Annotated in this window: 18 protein-coding genes and 2 tRNA genes; 6 read left to right on the plus strand and 14 right to left on the minus strand. The window is 63.5% G+C overall.

Going from position 1 to position 17,918, the window contains the following annotated elements; all coding sequences use genetic code 11:
- From porA to HY852_RS21400, 3 genes are all read right to left on the minus strand, one after another.
- Nucleotides 1-1,074 (minus strand): pyruvate ferredoxin oxidoreductase (gene porA, locus HY852_RS21390; protein WP_291606882.1); only part of this gene is annotated, 1,074 nt, incomplete at its 3' end.
- An 11-nt stretch (nt 1,075-1,085) separates the two neighbouring features.
- Nucleotides 1,086-1,667, minus strand: coding sequence for a 2-oxoacid:acceptor oxidoreductase family protein (locus tag HY852_RS21395; protein ID WP_291606883.1), 582 nt, complete (start codon nt 1,665-1,667; stop codon nt 1,086-1,088).
- Between the two features lie 362 nt (nt 1,668-2,029).
- A tRNA-Thr gene (locus tag HY852_RS21400) sits at nt 2,030-2,104 on the minus strand.
- Between the two features lie 294 nt (nt 2,105-2,398).
- On the opposite strand from HY852_RS21400, the gene HY852_RS21405 reads away from it, so the two are divergent.
- Together HY852_RS21405 and HY852_RS21410 are read left to right on the plus strand one after the other, a co-directional pair.
- On the plus strand, nt 2,399-2,872 hold the full coding sequence (locus HY852_RS21405) for a hypothetical protein (RefSeq protein WP_291606884.1): 474 nt from the start codon (nt 2,399-2,401) through the stop codon (nt 2,870-2,872).
- 29 nt (nt 2,873-2,901) lie between these two features.
- Complete coding sequence (locus HY852_RS21410) at nt 2,902-3,300, plus strand: hypothetical protein (protein ID WP_291606885.1); 399 nt, start codon at nt 2,902-2,904, stop codon at nt 3,298-3,300.
- A gap of 65 nt (nt 3,301-3,365) precedes the next feature.
- On the opposite strand, the gene rlmB is transcribed toward HY852_RS21410, so the two are convergent.
- Nucleotides 3,366-4,211, minus strand: a complete 846-nt coding sequence (rlmB, locus tag HY852_RS21415; protein WP_291606886.1) for a 23S rRNA (guanosine(2251)-2'-O)-methyltransferase RlmB — start codon at nt 4,209-4,211, stop codon at nt 3,366-3,368.
- 202 nt (nt 4,212-4,413) lie between these two features.
- Here rlmB and HY852_RS21420 point away from each other — a divergent pair.
- From HY852_RS21420 to HY852_RS21430, 3 genes are all read left to right on the plus strand, one after another.
- Nucleotides 4,414-4,499 (plus strand) — tRNA-Tyr (locus HY852_RS21420).
- 463 nt (nt 4,500-4,962) lie between these two features.
- Nucleotides 4,963-6,753 (plus strand): carbamoyltransferase C-terminal domain-containing protein, encoded by a 1,791-nt coding sequence (locus tag HY852_RS21425; RefSeq protein WP_291606887.1) that lies wholly within the window; start codon nt 4,963-4,965, stop codon nt 6,751-6,753.
- 557 nt (nt 6,754-7,310) lie between these two features.
- On the plus strand, nt 7,311-7,652 hold the full coding sequence (locus tag HY852_RS21430) for a hypothetical protein (RefSeq protein ID WP_291606888.1): 342 nt from the start codon (nt 7,311-7,313) through the stop codon (nt 7,650-7,652).
- Here HY852_RS21430 and HY852_RS21435 read toward each other — a convergent pair.
- The 10 genes from HY852_RS21435 to HY852_RS21480 all read right to left on the minus strand — a co-directional run bounded on the left by HY852_RS21435 (nt 7,556) and on the right by HY852_RS21480 (nt 16,385).
- Nucleotides 7,556-8,632 (minus strand): hypothetical protein, encoded by a 1,077-nt coding sequence (locus HY852_RS21435; protein WP_291606889.1) that lies wholly within the window; start codon nt 8,630-8,632, stop codon nt 7,556-7,558. The genes HY852_RS21430 and HY852_RS21435 overlap by 97 nt on opposite strands.
- 78 nt (nt 8,633-8,710) lie before the next feature.
- Nucleotides 8,711-9,238 (minus strand): hypothetical protein, encoded by a 528-nt coding sequence (locus HY852_RS21440; protein WP_291606890.1) that lies wholly within the window; start codon nt 9,236-9,238, stop codon nt 8,711-8,713.
- A 114-nt stretch (nt 9,239-9,352) separates the two neighbouring features.
- Entirely contained in the window at nt 9,353-10,147 is a 795-nt protein-coding gene (locus tag HY852_RS21445) for a TrmB family transcriptional regulator (protein WP_291606891.1), read from the minus strand.
- An 81-nt stretch (nt 10,148-10,228) separates the two neighbouring features.
- Nucleotides 10,229-11,155, minus strand: a complete 927-nt coding sequence (locus HY852_RS21450) for a carbon-nitrogen hydrolase family protein (protein WP_291606892.1) — start codon at nt 11,153-11,155, stop codon at nt 10,229-10,231.
- Between the two features lie 31 nt (nt 11,156-11,186).
- A complete protein-coding gene (locus HY852_RS21455) occupies nt 11,187-11,891 on the minus strand; it encodes an ABC transporter ATP-binding protein (protein ID WP_291606893.1) in 705 nt (234 codons plus the stop codon).
- A complete protein-coding gene (locus HY852_RS21460; RefSeq protein WP_291606894.1) occupies nt 11,884-12,624 on the minus strand; it encodes an ABC transporter ATP-binding protein in 741 nt (246 codons plus the stop codon). The genes HY852_RS21455 and HY852_RS21460 overlap by 8 nt, the downstream gene beginning before the upstream one ends.
- Nucleotides 12,625-12,627: 3 nt before the next feature.
- On the minus strand, nt 12,628-13,611 hold the full coding sequence (locus tag HY852_RS21465) for a branched-chain amino acid ABC transporter permease (RefSeq protein WP_291606895.1): 984 nt from the start codon (nt 13,609-13,611) through the stop codon (nt 12,628-12,630).
- Nucleotides 13,612-13,615: 4 nt separating this feature from the next.
- The gene (locus tag HY852_RS21470; RefSeq protein WP_291606896.1) at nt 13,616-14,467 is read right to left on the minus strand and encodes a branched-chain amino acid ABC transporter permease; all 852 of its coding nucleotides are present in this window, start codon (nt 14,465-14,467) and stop codon (nt 13,616-13,618) included.
- A 70-nt stretch (nt 14,468-14,537) separates the two neighbouring features.
- Nucleotides 14,538-15,647 carry an ABC transporter substrate-binding protein gene (locus HY852_RS21475; RefSeq protein ID WP_291606897.1) on the minus strand — a complete coding sequence of 370 codons (1,110 nt, stop codon included), beginning with the start codon at nt 15,645-15,647 and terminating at the stop codon, nt 14,538-14,540.
- A gap of 444 nt (nt 15,648-16,091) precedes the next feature.
- A complete protein-coding gene (locus HY852_RS21480; protein WP_291606898.1) occupies nt 16,092-16,385 on the minus strand; it encodes a hypothetical protein in 294 nt (97 codons plus the stop codon).
- A gap of 274 nt (nt 16,386-16,659) precedes the next feature.
- Here HY852_RS21480 and HY852_RS21485 point away from each other — a divergent pair.
- On the plus strand, nt 16,660-17,918 hold a 1,259-nt coding region (locus tag HY852_RS21485), incomplete at its 3' end, for a HAMP domain-containing protein (RefSeq protein ID WP_291606899.1).

Consider the following 17,918-nt stretch of genomic DNA (forward strand, 5'->3'; position numbering starts at 1 on the left):
CGTGATGGCTCGTCCGCCAAGCCCCGCGACCGCCGAGTGCAGCCGCGGCGCGCGCGGCAGATTGCGCAGCGCGACGCCGACATTGTCGGCAAGCTGTCCGCCCATGCCGACCGCGATGCTCTTCTCGATCACCACGACGTCCGTGGCGCCGGCAAGCGCGTTGCGCAGCGCATCGACCGGGAAGGGCCGGAACGAGACGATGGTCGCGAGCCCGATCCGGATGCCCTCGTCGCGCATCTCGTCGATCGTGTCCTTGATGGTGCCGCAGACCGAGCCCATCGCGACCACCAGCATGTCGGCGTCATCAGTGCGATAGCTGCGCAACAGGCCACCCGATTCGCGCCCGAACTTTTCGTTAAATTCGCGCGCGAACTCGGGGATCAGCCGCAGCGCCTGGGTTTGCTTGTAATGGGCGAGGAAACGCACTTCGGTGAAGGCGTCGGGTCCGACCATCGCGCCGATCGAGGCGGGGGAGCCGGGGTCGAGCACCTGGACGGGATCGTAGGGCGGCAAGTAGCCGTCCACTGTCGCCTGGTCGGGAACGTCGATGCGCTCCATTGCATGGGTCAGGATGAAACCATCGACGCATACCATCACCGGCATCGACAGTTCTTCGGCGATCTTGAACGCCTGGATATGCAGGTCGGCGGCTTCCTGATTGGTCTCGGCAAACAGCTGGAGCCAGCCGGAATCACGCATCGACATGGCGTCGGAATGGTCGTTCCAGATATTGATCGGGGCGCCGATGGCGCGATTGCCGAGCGTCATCACGATCGGCAGGCCGAGGCCGGAGGCATTGTAGACCGCCTCGGCCATGAACAGCAGCCCCTGCGAGGCGGTGGCGGTGTAGGCCCGCGCGCCGGCCGCGGACGCGCCGATCGCGACCGAAAGGGCTGCGAACTCGCTCTCGACATTGATGTATTCGCAGTCGACCAGACTGCCGTCCTTGACCAGTTCGCCGAGGCCTTCGACGATGTGGGTCTGCGGCGTAATGGGATAAGCGCAGATCACTTCCGGCCGGCACAGCGCGATCGCCTCAGCCATCGCGCGCGACCCCTCGATTTGCTTGAGCATGCCGCTACTCCTCAGGCCGCCGTTGTGGCGTGTTGCTGCGACGAGACGAATTCGTAGGCTTCTGTCGCCGCGGCGATGTTGGCGGCGCCGACCTTGCCGGGGAATGCCTCTTCGATGGCGCGTTTGACGCTGTCGACGTGGACGAATTCGGTCAGCGCGGCAAAGGCGCCGAGCAGGGCGGCGTTCGGTACCGGCCGGCCGATATGCTTGAGCGCAAATTCGGTCGCCGGCACGATCACGGCGTGTCCCTTGGGCAGGCGACTGACGGCCTCGCCAAGATGAAGCTCGGCAAAGCTCTTGTTGGTGTTGACCAGCAGATAGCCGTCGCTGCGCAGACCGGCAAACACGTCGATCACCTTGAACAACGTCGGATCCTGCACGATCAGACAGTCGGGTTCGAGGATGGGTTCACGCAGCCTGATTTCCTTATCGGCAATTCGGCAGAATGCGATGACGGGCGCTCCGGTGCGCTCGGAACCGAAACTGGGAAATGCCTGTGCGTGCCGTCCCTCGAAGAAGGCGGCGATCGAAAGCATCTCGGCTCCCGTGACGACGCCTTGTCCACCGCGACCGTGGATTCGAACCTGAAACATGGACGCTCCTCGACTCTTGCCGGCACGGTACATTTGAACCAGTGGGTGGGCCGGCACCTTGCGTTTGATCAAAGTTCGTGCGGCCGTTCTGAACGCATCTTCTCCTTGATGCGTTAATCGGATGTAACGCCTCGATTGAGGGAACCAGATAATTCTACCTGCAAATTTCTGTCACGAGGAGCCGGCGCGATATTTGCAGATACAGCAACCTTAAAGCGAGAGCACTTAATCCGTTCGGGTCCATGGAATCGTGTGGCCACACACCAGCGAGATTCGTGCTGATTGCAGCGCGTTCGGGTCAGCTCCGGCACGCGCGCCATTGCGCCGCGACGGCCACCAATCACACCAAGGATGAGTATTACTGGTGCCGGCTGAGGGGATTGAACCCCCGACCTTCGGTTTACAAAACCGCTGCTCTACCGCTGAGCTAAGCCGGCCAGTTGTTGGGGATTGGCAACGGCCGGACGATAGCCGACCAAACCGTTTCGGCGGTCGAATTACCAGACTTGGCGGCAAAGGGCCAGAACCTCGAAACGCGCTGGGGAGAAAACGGGCGGGTCCCGGGCGGAGCCCGCGGCAGTTCCCACGCGCCGTTAACATTGCGATATCGCGCTCGACCGCCCAGGCGCGCGGAAGAACGCGGCGTTAGGCTTACCAAAACATTCATGCGCGACTTTAACCCTTGAGATTCCACCTCGAGGTTAGGCTCGTCCCGGATAAGCGGACAGCCCATGCGAGTGCGAACCCTATTTGCCCTTCTGATCGGATTGCCGTCGGCGGCCTTTGCCGGCGAGGGCTTCGATCGCGTCATTCCCGGTCGTCCCGGCGTGCCCATCATCATCAACGGCATCGATGCCTCGTACGCCGTCGTCGAGGGCACATTTGGGCTCGGCAAGGGCGCGCAAAACGAGCTTACGATCTATGGCGGCCGTTACATCGACGGTCCGCCCAATGTCGGCCATTACTATCCGACTCTGGGCCTGCGTCCGGGCTATGGGCGCCTGGAGATCGAGCCGCCGGCTGGTCGCAAATTGCCTCAGCCGGCCGAGAGCTATTACCGGTCCTGGTCTTCACACTCGGCGCCGCTGCCGGCGCAGTCCGACGTTCCGGTGGATCCGCCGCCGATCATCATCGCGCCGCAGATCAATCCCGAGCCGCTGCCGCACAATTTCAAGCAAGGTGGACCGAAGAAGCTTCCGTACTAAACCCAGAGCAATCGACAGGAGTGAGAGTGATGCGTCACACGATTTCAGGACTGGTCGCGGCGCTTGCCGTGATGATCGCGGGAGCTGCGCCGGCGATGGCCTGCGGATGGGGTGGCTGCTCGCCGTGCGGTACGGTCTATGGCAGCCCGTGCGCCGCGCCGGCCTACGTTCCGGCCTATACCTATGCGGGCTGCGCCAGCGGTTGCGGCTACTATGAGCGTCTCGTCGATCCGGCTACGCAGTACTACCCGACCAGGCAGTACTACTATGTCAACCAGGGCCCGACCTATACCGGACCCGGCGCCTTCGCCCCGTATCCGGTGTATCAGGAAAACGCGATTCCCGTTTATCCGCGTCACCACCGCTATTCGCATCGCTGGCACGGTCACCACCACCACTACGGCCCGGTGCTGCGGCGCTATTACTGATCGGCTGATCGGTTAAGTCGTTTCTGAAGGCCCGTCCGCAATGTGCGGGCGAGCCTTTTTGCTTTTCAGCTTTTCATCAGTCCGAGCCGGCTGGCGCCGATATAGAGCGCGAGCACTGCGGCATTCGAGACATTGAGGCTCTTGATTTCGCCCGGCATATCGAGCCGCGCCACCACGTTGCAGGTCTCGCGCGTCAACTGCCGCAGGCCCCTGCCTTCGGCGCCCAGCACCAGCGCCAGGGGCTCGCGCAGCGTGATGGCGTCGAGATTCTCGCTGCCCTCGCTGTCGAGTCCGACGGTCATGAAGCCGCGCTCGTTGAGCTGGTTAAGCGCACGCGCCAGGTTCTGCACGGTGACAAGCGGTATCAGCTCGAGCGCGCCGGAGGCTGCCTTGGCGAGGACCCCGGTCGCTTCCGGACTGTGCCGGGCGGTAGTAACGATCGCCTTCACCGCGAAGGCGGCGGCCGAGCGCAGGATCGCGCCGACATTGTGCGGGTCGGTGATCTGGTCGAGCACCAGCACCAGGCCTTCCGGCTCAAGGGTCGCAATGTCGGGCGAGGGCAAGGGATCGGCTTCCGCCAGCAGGCCCTGATGCACCGCGTCGGGCGACAGCCGGCGGTCGATCTCCTGCGGGCGCACGATCTCGGGGGCAACGCGGGTGGCGATGTTCTCCTCGGCAAGACGCCGGGCGGCGTTTTCGGTGACGAACAGCTTCTGGATCCGCCGCTTGGGGTTGGCGAGCGCCATGGTTACGGTGTGCCAGCCGTAGAGGATGACCGGCCCGTCGGGCCGTTGCTCCCGTTCGCGCCAGGTCGAGCGCGAGGAGGTCGGGCGGGGGGCGGATTTGCGCCCTTTGTCGAAGGGCTTACCGCCCCCGCGGCGGAATCGGGGCCTGGATTCGCGCTCGTTCATGGGGAGCTTGTGTCACGGCTTCCGGAATATGGCAATTTGGGTATCCGAGGGGCGGATTTTGGCGCCCGGGTTGGTTGACTTTGCCCTGCCGCTTCGACCATAAACGCGCCGTCCGCCGCCGTCTCAAGGGCGCGCCGCGGTCTTCTCGTCTCCATGGCCCTTCCGTCGCCGGCTCGTCCGGGCGGGTGTGCTGCCGTCGAGCGGGGGAGTGTCCCGAGTGGCAAAGGGAGCTGACTGTAAATCAGCCGCCTCATGGCTTCGCAGGTTCGAGTCCTGCCTCCCCCACCATATCTTCATACAAAATGAATGAGCTCGCTGGCGCGCAGCGTGGTCCATTAAAGCGGGCTAGCGTCCGTATCGCCCTATGTCGCTTGGAAGCAACCTCGCCCGAGTCGGCAAAACTCCCCTGAAGGGCCAGACGGACGCGGGCGGGACTTTCTTGGCAGGGTCTCCAACGGCAACCGCTTCGGCCTCGTGATTGTTGCGGGGCCTTCCTCGGCCGGGAGGCGTGGGGCGACGTCGGGCTAGGGGCGATGCCCGTTCCTGGAACCATCTACATGCGCCGCGGTTGTCCGGTGAACCACACCGTCAGCGCGAGCTGGTGTCCTTCGGCACGGCCTGGTTTTGGCGGGTAGTGGCAAGCGGCGTGGCAGGCGGGCCGAACGGAGCGGCGAAGGTCGGAGCGAATTAGGAAAGGACCCAACGACTCCGGGCGGCCAATCGCCTGTGATCTCAGCGACCTCTAAGAAAAATGCTGCGCGATCGCGACAGCGGAGTCAGGCTGTCGAACGTCTCAAGCGGCCGGCGTGTCCTGTTTGTTTCTCAATTGCGGGGAGGGCAAACGATGCTGATTTGTGGCATTCACGATGGTCACAACGCGGCGGCCTGTCTGGTCCGGGATGGTCAGCTGGTCAGCGCGGTTCAGGAAGAGCGCATCACGCGCATCAAGAATTGGACCGGCTTTCCCGCACTGTCGATCGAGGCGCAATTGAATGCGATCGGTGCAGGCTGGCGAGATGTAGATGCGTATGTGTTTGCGGGCCATGAGCACTACTATCTGCCGGGCACTCCCGGTGATCGCGCTTCGCAAATCGTTGCCTACAAGGAAAAAACAAGTCTCGGCCAATACCCGAGGCGCTGGGCCCGGCACACGCCGTTGCGGTCGCTGACGCACGCTCATCGATGGAGCAGAAGGACAGGTCCCGTGCTGGCCCACCGCGTTGCTCCAGGCGCTGTCTCCAAAATTGAACATCATCGCTGTCATGCAATGACTGCGTATTATGGAGCAAGGTCGCGGCCCGACGTGCTTGTAATGACACTCGACGGCGCGGGAGACGGTCTGTGCGCGACAGTCGCAGTTCCGGACGAGTCCGGCGTGCTACGGCGCATCGTCGCCGTCGAGGAACAGCACTCGATTGGTATCTTGTGGGCGTTGCTGACGTCGTTGATGGGGATGGTTCCCAACGAGCACGAGTACAAGATGATGGGCATGGCGCCTTACGCCGCGCTCAATGCAGCGCGGGATACGGCCGACATATTTCACAGCGGATTTAAAATGGAGAAGGGCAGCTGGCGACGTGCCAATGGTCTACCCGAGGCGATGTATGCATACAACTATTGGCGCGATAGGCTCGAGTTCAAGCGTTTCGACGCGATATGCGGCGGGCTTCAGCTGTTTACCGAGGAGTTCGTTTGCAACTGGATTCGGTACTGGCTGAAGCGGTCGGGCCTCAAGTCGGTCCGACTGTCGGGTGGCGTCTTCATGAACGTCAAGATGAACAAGGCCATTATGGAGCTGTCCGAATTGCGAGAGATGTTCGTTTTTCCTTCTTGTGGAGACGAGACAAATTGCATCGGCGCCGCGTGGGCCCATCTCGAAGACCACGGGCAATCGCGCAGCATTCGGCCGGTTGGGCCGCTCTACCTCGGGCTGCCTCCTTCCTGCGCCGATTATGAGCATGCCGCCTCAACGGCGAATGCGGCGCAGTGCACGGTGTGCCGTCCCGACGACATTTCGGAGGAAGTCGCGAGCTTGTTGTCGCGAGGAGAGATCGTGGCCCGGTTTGCGGATCGAGAGGAGTTCGGGGCGCGGGCGCTTGGAAACCGTTCGATCCTTGCCGATCCGTCTCGCGCGCACGTAGTCAAATCAATCAACCGGGCGATCAAGAGTCGCGATTTCTGGATGCCATTCGCCTGCTCCATCATGGAAGAAGTGGCAGACGCATTCGTTCACAATCCAAAAGGCCTGTCTGCGCCCTACATGATCATGACCTTTGACGCGCGCGATGCGAACAAGATCATTGCCGGCTGCCATCCAGAAGACCTTTCGGTTCGTCCGCAGATAGTCACAAGGGAATGGAATACCGAATATTATCGGATCATGTCCGCGTTCCGCGACAAGACCGGGGTGGGCGCGCTGTTGAACACGTCGTTCAATCTGCACGGGGAGCCGATTGTCTCCAGGCCCGCCGAGGCCGTTGACGTGTTGCTCCGATCAGGGTTGCGGCATTTGTGTCTCGGTCCGTACTTGATCGCAAAGTGATGGTCTCTTCTTAGGAGATCACCAGGAGCTGCAAACCAGGTTCAATTGCGTGACCATCGCATTTGCAATGTCACTGAGGCACGCGGTGCGAAGCCTCAGGATTTCGACAAGCTCCGCGTAGAACCTCAGTTGACGAGGCTCAACTCGCGTAGCCCGCAGTCGCCGTCCAGCCGCAATTTCAACTGTGCCGCGCTGGACCCGTCTGCGGCCGCGACCAAGGCTGCGATGTCTCCGCCTGCAAGCTCCCGGCCCTCCACCGCGGTGACGATGCAATTTCCCGGCCTGAGTCCATGACAGCCAGGCTGCTCCCTGGTGCACGAGCGGATCATCACCGTCCAGCGATCGCGCCGCCGCCCGTAGACTTGCTCCACCGCCAGGCCTCGGATTATGGCCTTGCTCGGCCCGGACGGTGGGGGCGGAGGTGGCTCTGGCCGTGGTGGAAGCACATCGGCTGAGGCAGTTGTCATTGCGATCAGCGTCGCAACAAGGGCGGTCCGGACTATGCGCATGGTGGTTCTCCCTCAACGTTCTATTTCCACAGAACAGGGCTAAGCGCCATGACTGAGCTGCAGGCATTGCTGACTTCCATCGCCGTCGAGGGGGTGGCCGCTTATGGCCTCGTCCGGGCGACGGCGTGGCCGTGCCGCGGCTCGGGCCATGCCGCTGTCGCCATCGCGATCGCCACCTGCGTCACACATCCGCAGGCGTGGGCGGCGGCCGAGTGGCTGTATCCCCGTCTTGGCTACGAGGCGGCGTTTGCCGCGATCGAGGTCGTGGTCATCCTCGCGGAGGCGGCGATCGTTCACTGGGGCTGCGGGCTTGCCGCTCGACGAGCGCTTGCGGTCTCGGCGCTCGCCAATGCGGCCTCGGCCAGCGTGGGACTGCTGCTCGACGGCTGATCTGTACCGCGGCTCAATGCTATGACAATCAGCGGCACCTCGATCCAGGCGTGCACGGAGGCAGCGATTGCGTAGAGGGCGCGGGCCGAGACGAAGCCGAGCGAGAACCGGTAGGCTGCGAAGGCGGATGCGGCGGCGAGCAGCGCGGCGAAGATCACCCCCTTTGGCCAGGGGACGATGCCTTGCGCTTCAGGGTCGCGAGCGGCCAGCATCGTCGGCAGCACGATGATAACCGCCGCGTAATGGGCGCATTGCGCCACCACGGAGGCCGAGAACAGGTCAATCGCTTCCGCCCGGTGCAGCAGAGGCGAGGGCACGTAGACGTAGAGCTGGGATGCGAGCGGACCGGCTGCCAGTGGGTCCAATGCCGAGGTTGCCGGTAACCACGTCTGCAGGACCAGCCGGGGCAGACCCGTGGCGACGAGCAGCGGCAGGGCGACAAAGACGATTGACGCCACGAGGATGATGATAGTGCGTGACCGGCGCGGCGCGAGCTCCCACAGGAACGCGAGAGGTGTCAGGTTATGCAGGATGGAAAGCGATACCGCCGTGTCGAAGGGAGCAGCGAAGGTGGCTGCGCCAAGCGCGGTGCCGATGGTCGCGGCCAGGCCGCGTTGGGCCAGGCTGCCCCGCGCCACGCTCAGCGCCATGGCAACGACGAAGCCAAGCTCGACAGGCAAGGCCGTCCCAATGCCGACGAGCCCTGAGACGCCCGAGATGCGTGCTGCCAGCGCGCCGAGGAGCAGCACCGCGATTGCCACGAGCTCGCGCCTTTCAAGCGATCTGGAAAACCGGCGGTCGACGTAGCGCAACTCGGAGAGCACGTGGGCGAGACCGAACGTGGCCAGGGTCAGGGAATAGACCAACAGTGGCTGAGCGACCGTGACAATGATGATCACTGGCGCGGCGAGGGTCACCGCGACAAAGGCGGCTCGAATCCGGTGCTCTCGAACCGTCGCGATGTCCAGTTGTGCGGGCATCAAGCAAACTCCCGCGCGGACATTGGCGCAGGAGCGATGTCGCCGCAATGCATCTTCGCGCTTGATCCGATCAGCCCATCATGGAGCTGTGGGGAGCAAGCGGATCTGACGGAGCAGCGCAAGAAAAGCCGGTTCGAGATCTGGCCCTCGCAGCGCCCTCCGGTCCACGTGCACCTCCACCACCTGTGTCCTGAGATGGATGGCGCGGATGATATAGCTGTCTCCGCCTGCGCAGGATCCCTCCCATTCCAGCTGCGGCGGGTTTGTGCGCGCCGCGCCGGTCCGGGTCGAATAGGGTACGGGATAATCGAACGGCCGCGTCGTGGCGGCGCATTTGTGGTGATGGCGCCACCGGGCAAGATATCCCTTGATGGAAGTCGGCCTGGTCAAGGTCACCACAATCAACGAACGGAAGATCCCGCCGTCTTCCCATTCGATGGCTTGCGTCGGCTCCCCAAGCGCTTCCGCCGTTCTTATGCTGCAGACTGGAGTCTCGATAGTCACCGCCGCGCCGATCCTGCACTCGGCAGCCAGCACCGCCGGGGCCGCCATGCACGAACCAGCCAGCGCCGCCGCAACCGCACCAGCGCGAATGGACATACTCATCGCCTGCTTATCCCTCTTCCTGTGCGCATGTCCTCTGATGTCGGCGGACGCACGTCCAACTCAGTGGGGCGGCCCCACATTCATCCAGCGTTTCGCCGCCCTTCGGCGTTCCATCTACGCTCCTTTCGCTTGCTTGCGCGCGCCTGCTCCTTTGCGCGGCAGGGCAGGAGGCGCCGCGGGAATCGATATGGACCAGAGGGTCTCGAACAATGTCAGCTGCAGGCGTGCGAAGTCGTCGCTCTCGATGATCAGGCCGTAATTCTCCCGCTTGGACGAGATGATGGAAACCTTGTCGTCATAGACATATTGCGTGACGCCGAGCGTGATGCCTTCCGGCGCGTAACGCAGCTCGCGCAGTTGCTCCCTGGCTGAGGGCCAAATCTTCTCCACGTCCCTGTCGCGTGAGCGAAGAACCTTCAGCGCGATGCCACGCTTCACGCGCTCAGTGATGTAGTCGTCCATCTCGGCGAGGCCGGGTGTCTCGATCAGCTCGTGCATGGACAGAATGCCGCGCAGTGTCCTGCTCTGGCAGGTCAGGGTATTCCACAGGACCGTGTGGATACCCTCCGCGCCTTCGTAGAAGCGGATCTGCGGCTTGCCCTTGGCACGGTTATAGATGGAGCGGATCTGGGGCATCAGATCGCTGATCACCTGGCGGCGCAGCTCGAGGCGCTGGAGCATGCCCACCGGATCTTCGGCGACGACGTAGCGCCGGCCGTTGCGCTCCTCGATCCGGATGAGCTCTTCCTGCTCAAGTCGGCCAAGCACGTCATAGGCCGTCGTGCGAGGAAGCCCGGCACGGGCCGCCACCTCCTGCACAGGTGCCTCGCCTAATTCCACGGCGGCGAGGTAGAGCCGGTACAGCTTTCCGGTTATGCCGATCTTGGCGAGCTTTTCTTCCATGTCCATGAGGCGTGTCGCTCACAGTGCGGTGCGATGGCACCGAACCGGAGAATGCAGGATTCTGTCTGCTCTGTATCCACTTTTCCGTCAGCCTTTAAGGCTGACGGCGTGCTGGGGCGCCTCGTTGACCGTGAGGGTGAATACGTCGGGGCGTGCATAGTGCCCGGCCACGTCGAAATCAAACTTGGCGCGCCCCAGTTCGTCCAGGTCGAGCTCGGCGGTGAGCAGCATTTCCTCGTCGAAGACGGGACCAGCCAGTATCTTTCCGAGCGGATCGATGATCACTGCGCCGCCGCGCATAAGGATGGCCTCCGGATCGTCGGAAATGGCGCAGCGATAATCCGCCGGAAAGTCGCGGCGCTTTACCACCTGGCATGTGGAGAGCACGAAGCACCGGCCCTCCAGCGCGATGTGACGCATGGTGGGCAGCCATGTCTCGCGGTCGTCCGCGGTGGGGGCGCAGTAGAGGGACACGCCCTTGGCGTACATAGCCATGCGCAGCATCGGCATGTAGTTCTCCCAGCAGATCACGGCGCCAATCTTGCCGATGGGCGTATCGAAAACCGGAAGTGTCGAGCCGTCTCCGAAGCCCCAGGCGAGGCGCTCGCCGGCGGTGGGCATGAGCTTCCTGTGCTTGCCGAGCAGGCTGCCGTCTGGTCCGAAGTAGAGCGCGGTGCAGTACATGGTACCGAGATCGCGCTCCATGACGCCGATGACCACGTAGGTCTTGGCCGCCGCAGCAGCCTTGCCGATGCGCTCGGTCTCCGGTCCCGGCACGGTGATGGTGGCGTCGAAATAGCGGCGGAACTCCTCGCGCCCGCGTACGGTGCGGCCGCCGATGTAAATATCGAAGTTAACGCCCTTCGGATAAACCGAGATAAACGCCTCCGGGAACACCACGATCTGGCATCCTTCCGCACCCGCCTTGGCGATCCACTCCCCCGCCTTGGTAACGGAAGCTTCCACGTTGAACGGAACTGCGCCCACCTGCGCAACGCCGGCTTTCACCTTCATCTGTCTTTCTCCATGAGGATTTGATGCAGCATTAGATGCCCAGATAAGCGCGCCTGACGCCGGGATCGGCGGACAGTTCGTCCGACGTGCCGGACAGCACGACGTGACCCGCTTCCAGCACGTAGCCGCGATGTGCGACCGAAAGGGCGAGCATCGCGTTCTGCTCGACGAGCAGCACGGAGACACCCTGCCGGTTGATCTCGCCGATGGCGACGTGCAGTTCGTCCACGACAAGGGGCGCGAGGCCGTGGCTCGGCTCGTCGAGGAGGAGGAGCTTCGGCGTGCCCATGAGAGCGCGCCCGATGGAGATCATCTGTTGCTCGCCACCGGACATTAAACCGGCCATCTGCGTCTGCCGCTCCTTTACGCGCGGGAATAGCTTGAAGACGCGCTCGATGCGCTCGGTCAGGTCGCGCGCGTCGCGATGGCAGAATGCGCCCATCAGGAGGTTGTCGAGCGTCGACATGCGCGGGAATACATGGCGGCCCTCCGGCACGTGCCCGATGCCGAGGTCAGGAATGGCGTGGGCTGGCCGGCCAAGCAGCGCTGTGCCCTCGAACGCGATATGGCCCCGCGCCTTGGGGACGAGGCCCGAGATGGCGCGCAGGAGAGTCGTCTTGCCGGCGGTGTTGGCGCCGAGCACCGCTACCGTCTCACCCGCCTTCACCTCAAGGCTCACGCCAGAGAGTACGTCCGGCCCGCCATAAGCGGCGGAAAGGTCGCAAACCTCAAGCATGCGCGGCCTCCTTTCCCACGGCACCGTGGCCGAGATAGGCTTCGATCACTTGCGGGTTTGCGGCGACCTCGGCGGGGGTGCCATGGGCCAGCAGGCGCCCGAAGTTTACCGCCAGCAGCTTGTCGCACAGGGCCATGATCGCCCGCATGTGGTGCTCGACCACGAGGAAGCTCAGGCCCTCGGCGCGGAGCCCACGGATCACCTCCATCACCTCGTCCATCTCGCTATGGGTCAGCGCCGCCATCACCTCGTCGAGCAGGAGCACGCGCGGCTCGGTGGCAAGCGCGCGGGCCATTTCAACCAGTGCCTTCTGAGGAAATGTGAGGTCGGCCACATCGGCTTGGGCGATACCGTTGAGGCCGAGCTTCTCGAGCACTGCTTCGGCCTTCGTCCGCGCGCCATGGAGGTCGTGGCGCAGGAGAGCGGCCGTGGTGACGTTCTCGACCACGCTCATGTCAGGAAAGAGAGCGGCGTTCTGGAAGGTTTTGGTCATGCCCTTCTGGGCCACACGGTGGGGCTTGAGACCGGAGACTCTCTCCCCACCGAGCCTGACGAAGCCGGAGGTGAGCGGCTGGAGACCGACGAGGGCGTTGAAGATCGTGGTCTTGCCCGCCCCGTTCGGGCCGATCAGGCCGATGATCTCGCCAGCGTTCACGGTGAAAGACACGCCGTCCACCGCCCTCAGGCCGCCGAACGTGACGCAAATGGCGTCGGCTTCAAGGAGTGCGCCCATGAGTCAGGCTCCCCTCGAGCCGGCCGGGTGCCGCTTTTTCGGCCAGTAGGCCATGAGGCCTCGCGGCTGGATGAGGATGGCGGCGATCAGGATTACGCCAAACGCGAACTGGGAGAGGCCTGCCGCCTTGGAGGAGAGCAAGGCGTTCGCCACTTCTTCCAGCGGAATCAGAAACAGCGCGCCGAGGATTGGACCGGCGAGGGTGCCGAGCCCGCCCACGATGGCGATCATGGCCATCCGTACCGATATGCTGGCCAGCGCGAAGATGGAGTCCGGATCGAAGTAGAAAGTGAACTGGGCGAACACCGTGCCGCACACGGCAGTGAGTGCCGCGGAGATCACGCTGGCGGTGAGCTTTACCCGGAAAGTGTCGATGCCTGCGACCTCCGCCGCGTTCTCGTTCTCCCGCACTGCGCGCAGCCGGTAGCCGATGGCCCCGGTCGCGAGCAGGTGGAAGACAAGGCACACAAGCACGAGGAGTGCCAGGATGATCCAGTAGTAAGAAGACACGGCGCGGAAAGCGAAATAGGCCGGCTGGCTGCCCATGAAGGGAATTGAGAGACCCACCGGTCCCCCCGTCAAGCTCGCCCAGCTATTGGCGATCACCCGCATCACCTCCGCGAAGGCGAGGGTGGCGAGTGCGAAGTAATGCCCCTTCAAACGAAAGGTAGGGATCGAGAGTAGCGCCGCCGCGCTGCCCGCCACCAAAGCCCCGGCGAACAAACCGAACCAGGGCGAGATGCCGAGCTTCAGGAAAAGCAGGGTCGAAGTGTAGGCTCCGAGGCCGAAGAAGCCGGCGTGGCCCAGCGAGATCTGGTTGGCGAGGCCGCCGACAACGTTCCAGGACTGGGCCATGGCCGCGAACAGCAGGACCATGGCGGCGACGCGCAGAAGGTGTCCGCGGGGGTCGACGAAGAAGGGCAACAACGCCGCCGCGAGGAAGAAGAGGAGCAGCGCCACGCGTCCGGGCGAAAGGAAGGACCGCATGGCTTTAGGCGCCTTTGATGAGGCCCTGCGGGCGCAGGGCAAGGACGGCGATGAAGATCACGAACAGGCAGAGGTTCTGCAACTGGATGGGGAAGACGAGGGTGGACATGGACTGCACGACGCCCACGACGATGCCGCCCGCCAGCGCCCCCGCCACCGAACCGAGGCCGCCCAGCACCACCACCGTGAACATGAGCACCACGAATTGTCCGCCGACGGTTGGGCTGACCGTGATGTAGGGCAGGATAACTGCACCGCCGAAGGCAGTGAGCGCGACGCCGAGTCCGAAAGCCAGCGCATAGGTGCGCCTCGTATCGACACCCACCAGCGTCGAGGCCATCGGATCCTGCGCCACGGCGCGGATGGCCCGTCCCGTCCAGGAGCGCTCCAGGTATAGCCAAAGGACGGCGGCAAGGATGATGGCGGCGATGAAGGCGTAGAGATAGGGCGCGCCGATGAAGATGTCGCCGAGCCTGTAGCCCTCCACCTGGTAAGGCACGCTGACCGAGCGGAATTCCGAGCCGAACGCCATGAGCGCGGCGTTCTCGATGACTATGAGGAGGCCCACCGTGAGGAAAACCTGCGCGGCGGGCGGTGCCTTTAGTACCCGCTCGATGAGCGTGCGCTGCACGAGGTAGCCCACCGCGAACACCACGATGAAAGAAAGGACGGAGCCGAGCATCGGATCCAGCCCGAGCCAGCGCCAGGCAAACCATGCCACGTACATCCCGAGCATGAGAAACTCGGCATGGGCGAAATTGACGACGCCGAGTACTCCGAAGACGAGCGACAATCCTGTGGCTATCACGCCATAGACGCCACCCAGCAAGATACCATCGACAAGGGCCTGGAACATAAGTGTCCTGAGAGGCTGGAAAGGGCCTCCGCGATGGGAGGGGAAGGGGGCCGGCGCCGCCGGCCCGATCTCACTTCATCGGCTTGCCGCGCCAGATCGGCGCAGCTTTGGCTGCCTGGGGCGGATAGACGGTGACAGGCTCGTCGCCGCGCCACTGCACCATGACCGGGAAAGCGGAGGTGTTGAGGCCGGTTTTGTCGAACTTGATGCAGCCGCCCGGCACGCCACGGGCGAAGCCGGCGCAGTAATCGAGCGTGGCGAGGGCGTCCCGCACCTTTTGCGGATCCGAGGATTTCGCCTTCTCCATGGCCTGCGCCACCGCATCGAGCGCCGCTGCGTGCATGATGGCCTCGTGGGTGATGAAGGAGCCGTGCTTCTCCTTGTACTTGGCGGCGAGTTCGGGGATCAGGTCGCCGCTTGCGGCCGCGACGGACAGCACGCCTTCGGCATAGTCGCCGAGACCCTTCTTGAAATCGGGGATGATGTAACCTGCCGCGCCGCCGACTACGGGAATGTCGATCTTCTGCTGGCGCAGCGCGCGGATGATGAGCAGGCTGTCGTTGAGGTAGGAGACCGGGAAGGCCATCTGGGCGCCGGAGGCGCGCAGCTTGTTCACCAGTGGTGACACGTCGGTAATTCCGAGCGGATAGGCCTCGTCGAGCATCACCTCGACGCCCGCCTTCTTCGCCGCGTCGCGCAGGCCCTTGGCCTGGGCTGTGCCGTAAGCGGTGTCCTCGTAAAGAATTGCGATCTTGTCGACTTTTTCGCCGCCGGCCTTGGCGATCTCAGTGGCGTAGTTGAATTGCGCCTCGCCGAACACGGTACCCTTGGGCGATACCTGGAATACGTGCTGATAGCCTCGCGAAGTGATCTGGTCGGCAAAAGCGAAGGTGATGAGCGGGATGCCGGCACGCTCGGTGACTTCCGAGGCGGCGATCGTGGTGGAGGAAACGAAGGCGCCCACCACTGCGCTGACCCCGTTCTGGGAGATCAGGCGCTGGGTAGCGGCGGCGGCAGTATTCGGCGTTGGGACGTCGGCGGCTACCAGCTTGATCTTGGCGCCGCCAAGCGCCTTGATGCCGCCTGCAGCGTTGATCATCTCGGCTGCGAGCTCGGTGCCGCGCTGGGCGCCTATGCCGAACTGGGCGTTGGGACCGGAGAGCGGCTGAATGACGCCCACCAACACCTCGTCCGCCGCGCGGGCTGGTTGAACCGGAGACGACAATAGTGCGGCTCCCGCTGCAAGCATGACGCAAGCTGCGTGGCGCCGATTGAAAGGAATGGAAAACATAAGAGACCACCTTCGCTGGGACTGCGATGGAGGGCGACGCTAAGCCTTGTCGATGTTTTCCGTCAATGATGGTGTGATCCAAATTGTGAGCAGCCTTGGGCCTCCATCCCGCAAAAATGCGATAAGGTATTGATTGTAAACTTGAATGTATGCAAAAAATTTGTGCGGCAAGGGCCGAAAGTCGGCATGATATCCGGTGTCGAAAAAACCGACAAAAGGTATCTTGGGATGGCCCTCTGCGCGGCCAGGCGCTGTCCGCATCGATGTTAACATGTCAGCGCATTGGACTTTGTCGTGGCCCGCTCGGAGTCCGTCGAGAATGCCACCTATCGTTCATCTCTCCGGACGCTGTTCGCTTTGCGGCCTGACCGTGCGATTGCTTTCGGGCATCTTGTCACGGCCTTGATCGAGATTGTCATCCCGGCCGCCTGACGTGGAGGTCCCGCTGCCACTGGGGCCGGGCTTCATCGCGGTGCCCGTCGTGGGCTCGGCGCGCGGGTTTGCCGAGCTCGCCGCCGGATCGCCGGTCACCGCGCCGCGGCCGCTAGGTCCTCCGTTCTGATTCTGGGCCTGCGCGGCGCCGGTCAAGAGCAGCAATGCTGCCAGCGTCGTGAGTGCAATTCTCATCATCAATCTCCCTGCCGGCCTAACCTCCGCCTCCGCGCCCCGTTCCCTGAGAAGCGCTTGCACCGGCGAGTTCCACGCGCAGCGGAGCCGCCAGATGGTCGAGAATTCCCCGGCAGGGCAGGAACATCATGCAAGCCATTGTGTTGTTTTCGTCAGGCCGAGCAATGCAGGTTCCATTTGTTGGTGCCCGGGGCTGCTCCTCGACCTTCGGATTTTGCTGACGTTCAATTTTCAAATTCTGCACGCGTTCGGCTGCACTCGCGGGGGGAATGAGATGAGCGACCTTGGTCCCGGAACGGCTTCGCAATCCGGTCGTCGGGGCTCCAAACGTAAAACCAACGGCACGTCCCAGCCCGATTCCCGCCAGGAGCTGCTGCTTGCGCTTCAGGCGATGCGCAGCGGCGATTTCTCGGTGCGCATGAGCGGCGACCGTCTCGGCATCGACGGCAAGATCGCGGACACCTTCAACGAAATCATCGCGGCCAACCAGCGCATGGCGCAGCAGCTCGAACTGGTCGGGCAGGTTGTCGGCCGGGAAGGCAAGACGCGCCAGCGCGTGAAATTCGGACTGGCCAGCGGCTCGTGGGCCGACATGGAAGGATCGGTCAACACGCTGATCGACGACCTGTTGTGGCCGACGCGCGAGGTAACCCGCGCCGTTGCGGCGGTGGCGCAGGGCGATCTGTTGCAGACCGTCAAGCTCGACGTCGACGGCCGTCCGCTGCGTGGCGAGTTCCTGCAATCGGCCAACATCGTCAATACCATGATCAAGCAGCTGGGCGTGTTCACCTCCGAAGTGACGCGAGTGGCGCGCGAGGTCGGCACCGAGGGCAAGCTTGGCGGCCAGGCCCAGGTGCCCGAAGTGACAGGCGTGTGGAAGGATTTGACCGAGAGCGTCAACTCCATGGCGAACAACCTGACCAATCAGGTCCGCAACATCGCCGAAGTGACGATTGCGGTCGCCAACGGCGATCTCTCCAAGAAGATCACGGTCGACGTGCGCGGCGAGATCCTGCAGCTGAAGGAAGCCATCAACACCATGGTGGACCAGCTGCGCTCCTTCGCTTCCGAAGTCACCCGGGTGGCGCGCGAGGTCGGCACGGACGGCAAGCTCGGCGGTCAGGCCATCGTGCCCGGCGTCGCCGGCACCTGGAAGGACCTCACCGACTCCGTGAACGCGATGTGCGGCAATCTCACCGCACAGGTGCGCAACATCGCCAACGTCACCACGGCAGTCGCGCGCGGTGACTTGTCGCGCAAGATCACCGTGGACGTGCGCGGCGAGATTCTCGAGCTGAAGGACACCATCAATACCCTGGTGGACCAGCTCAACTCCTTCGCCCCCGCAGTGACGCGCGTGGCGCGCGAGGTCGGCACGGAAGGCAAGCTCGGAGGCCAGGCGCAGGTGCCCGGGGTTTCCGGCACCTGGAAGGATCTCACTGACAACGTCAACTTCATGGCCTCGAACCTCACCGCGCAAGTCCGCAACATCGCGGACGTGGCAACGGCCATTGCCGGCGGCGACCTGTCCAA

Source organism: Bradyrhizobium sp. (genome assembly GCF_016213215.1).
In the GTDB taxonomy this organism is placed as follows: domain Bacteria; phylum Pseudomonadota; class Alphaproteobacteria; order Rhizobiales; family Xanthobacteraceae; genus Bradyrhizobium.

Excerpts from the sequence above, each read along its gene's own strand:
- HY852_RS21395 (WP_291606883.1), bottom strand. The coding sequence starts at position 1,667 with ATGTTTCAGGTTCGAATCCACGGTCGCGGTGGACAAGGCGTCGTCACG.
- HY852_RS21405 (WP_291606884.1), top strand. The coding sequence starts at position 2,399 with ATGCGAGTGCGAACCCTATTTGCCCTTCTGATCGGATTGCCGTCGGCG.
- HY852_RS21410 (WP_291606885.1), top strand. The coding sequence starts at position 2,902 with ATGCGTCACACGATTTCAGGACTGGTCGCGGCGCTTGCCGTGATGATC.
- rlmB (WP_291606886.1), bottom strand. The coding sequence starts at position 4,211 with ATGAACGAGCGCGAATCCAGGCCCCGATTCCGCCGCGGGGGCGGTAAG.
- HY852_RS21425 (WP_291606887.1), top strand. The coding sequence starts at position 4,963 with ATGCTGCGCGATCGCGACAGCGGAGTCAGGCTGTCGAACGTCTCAAGC.
- HY852_RS21430 (WP_291606888.1), top strand. The coding sequence starts at position 7,311 with ATGACTGAGCTGCAGGCATTGCTGACTTCCATCGCCGTCGAGGGGGTG.
- HY852_RS21435 (WP_291606889.1), bottom strand. The coding sequence starts at position 8,632 with ATGCCCGCACAACTGGACATCGCGACGGTTCGAGAGCACCGGATTCGA.
- HY852_RS21440 (WP_291606890.1), bottom strand. The coding sequence starts at position 9,238 with ATGAGTATGTCCATTCGCGCTGGTGCGGTTGCGGCGGCGCTGGCTGGT.
- HY852_RS21445 (WP_291606891.1), bottom strand. The coding sequence starts at position 10,147 with ATGGACATGGAAGAAAAGCTCGCCAAGATCGGCATAACCGGAAAGCTG.
- HY852_RS21450 (WP_291606892.1), bottom strand. The coding sequence starts at position 11,155 with ATGAAGGTGAAAGCCGGCGTTGCGCAGGTGGGCGCAGTTCCGTTCAAC.
- HY852_RS21455 (WP_291606893.1), bottom strand. The coding sequence starts at position 11,891 with ATGCTTGAGGTTTGCGACCTTTCCGCCGCTTATGGCGGGCCGGACGTA.
- HY852_RS21460 (WP_291606894.1), bottom strand. The coding sequence starts at position 12,624 with ATGGGCGCACTCCTTGAAGCCGACGCCATTTGCGTCACGTTCGGCGGC.
- HY852_RS21465 (WP_291606895.1), bottom strand. The coding sequence starts at position 13,611 with ATGCGGTCCTTCCTTTCGCCCGGACGCGTGGCGCTGCTCCTCTTCTTC.
- HY852_RS21470 (WP_291606896.1), bottom strand. The coding sequence starts at position 14,467 with ATGTTCCAGGCCCTTGTCGATGGTATCTTGCTGGGTGGCGTCTATGGC.
- HY852_RS21480 (WP_291606898.1), bottom strand. The coding sequence starts at position 16,385 with ATGAGAATTGCACTCACGACGCTGGCAGCATTGCTGCTCTTGACCGGC.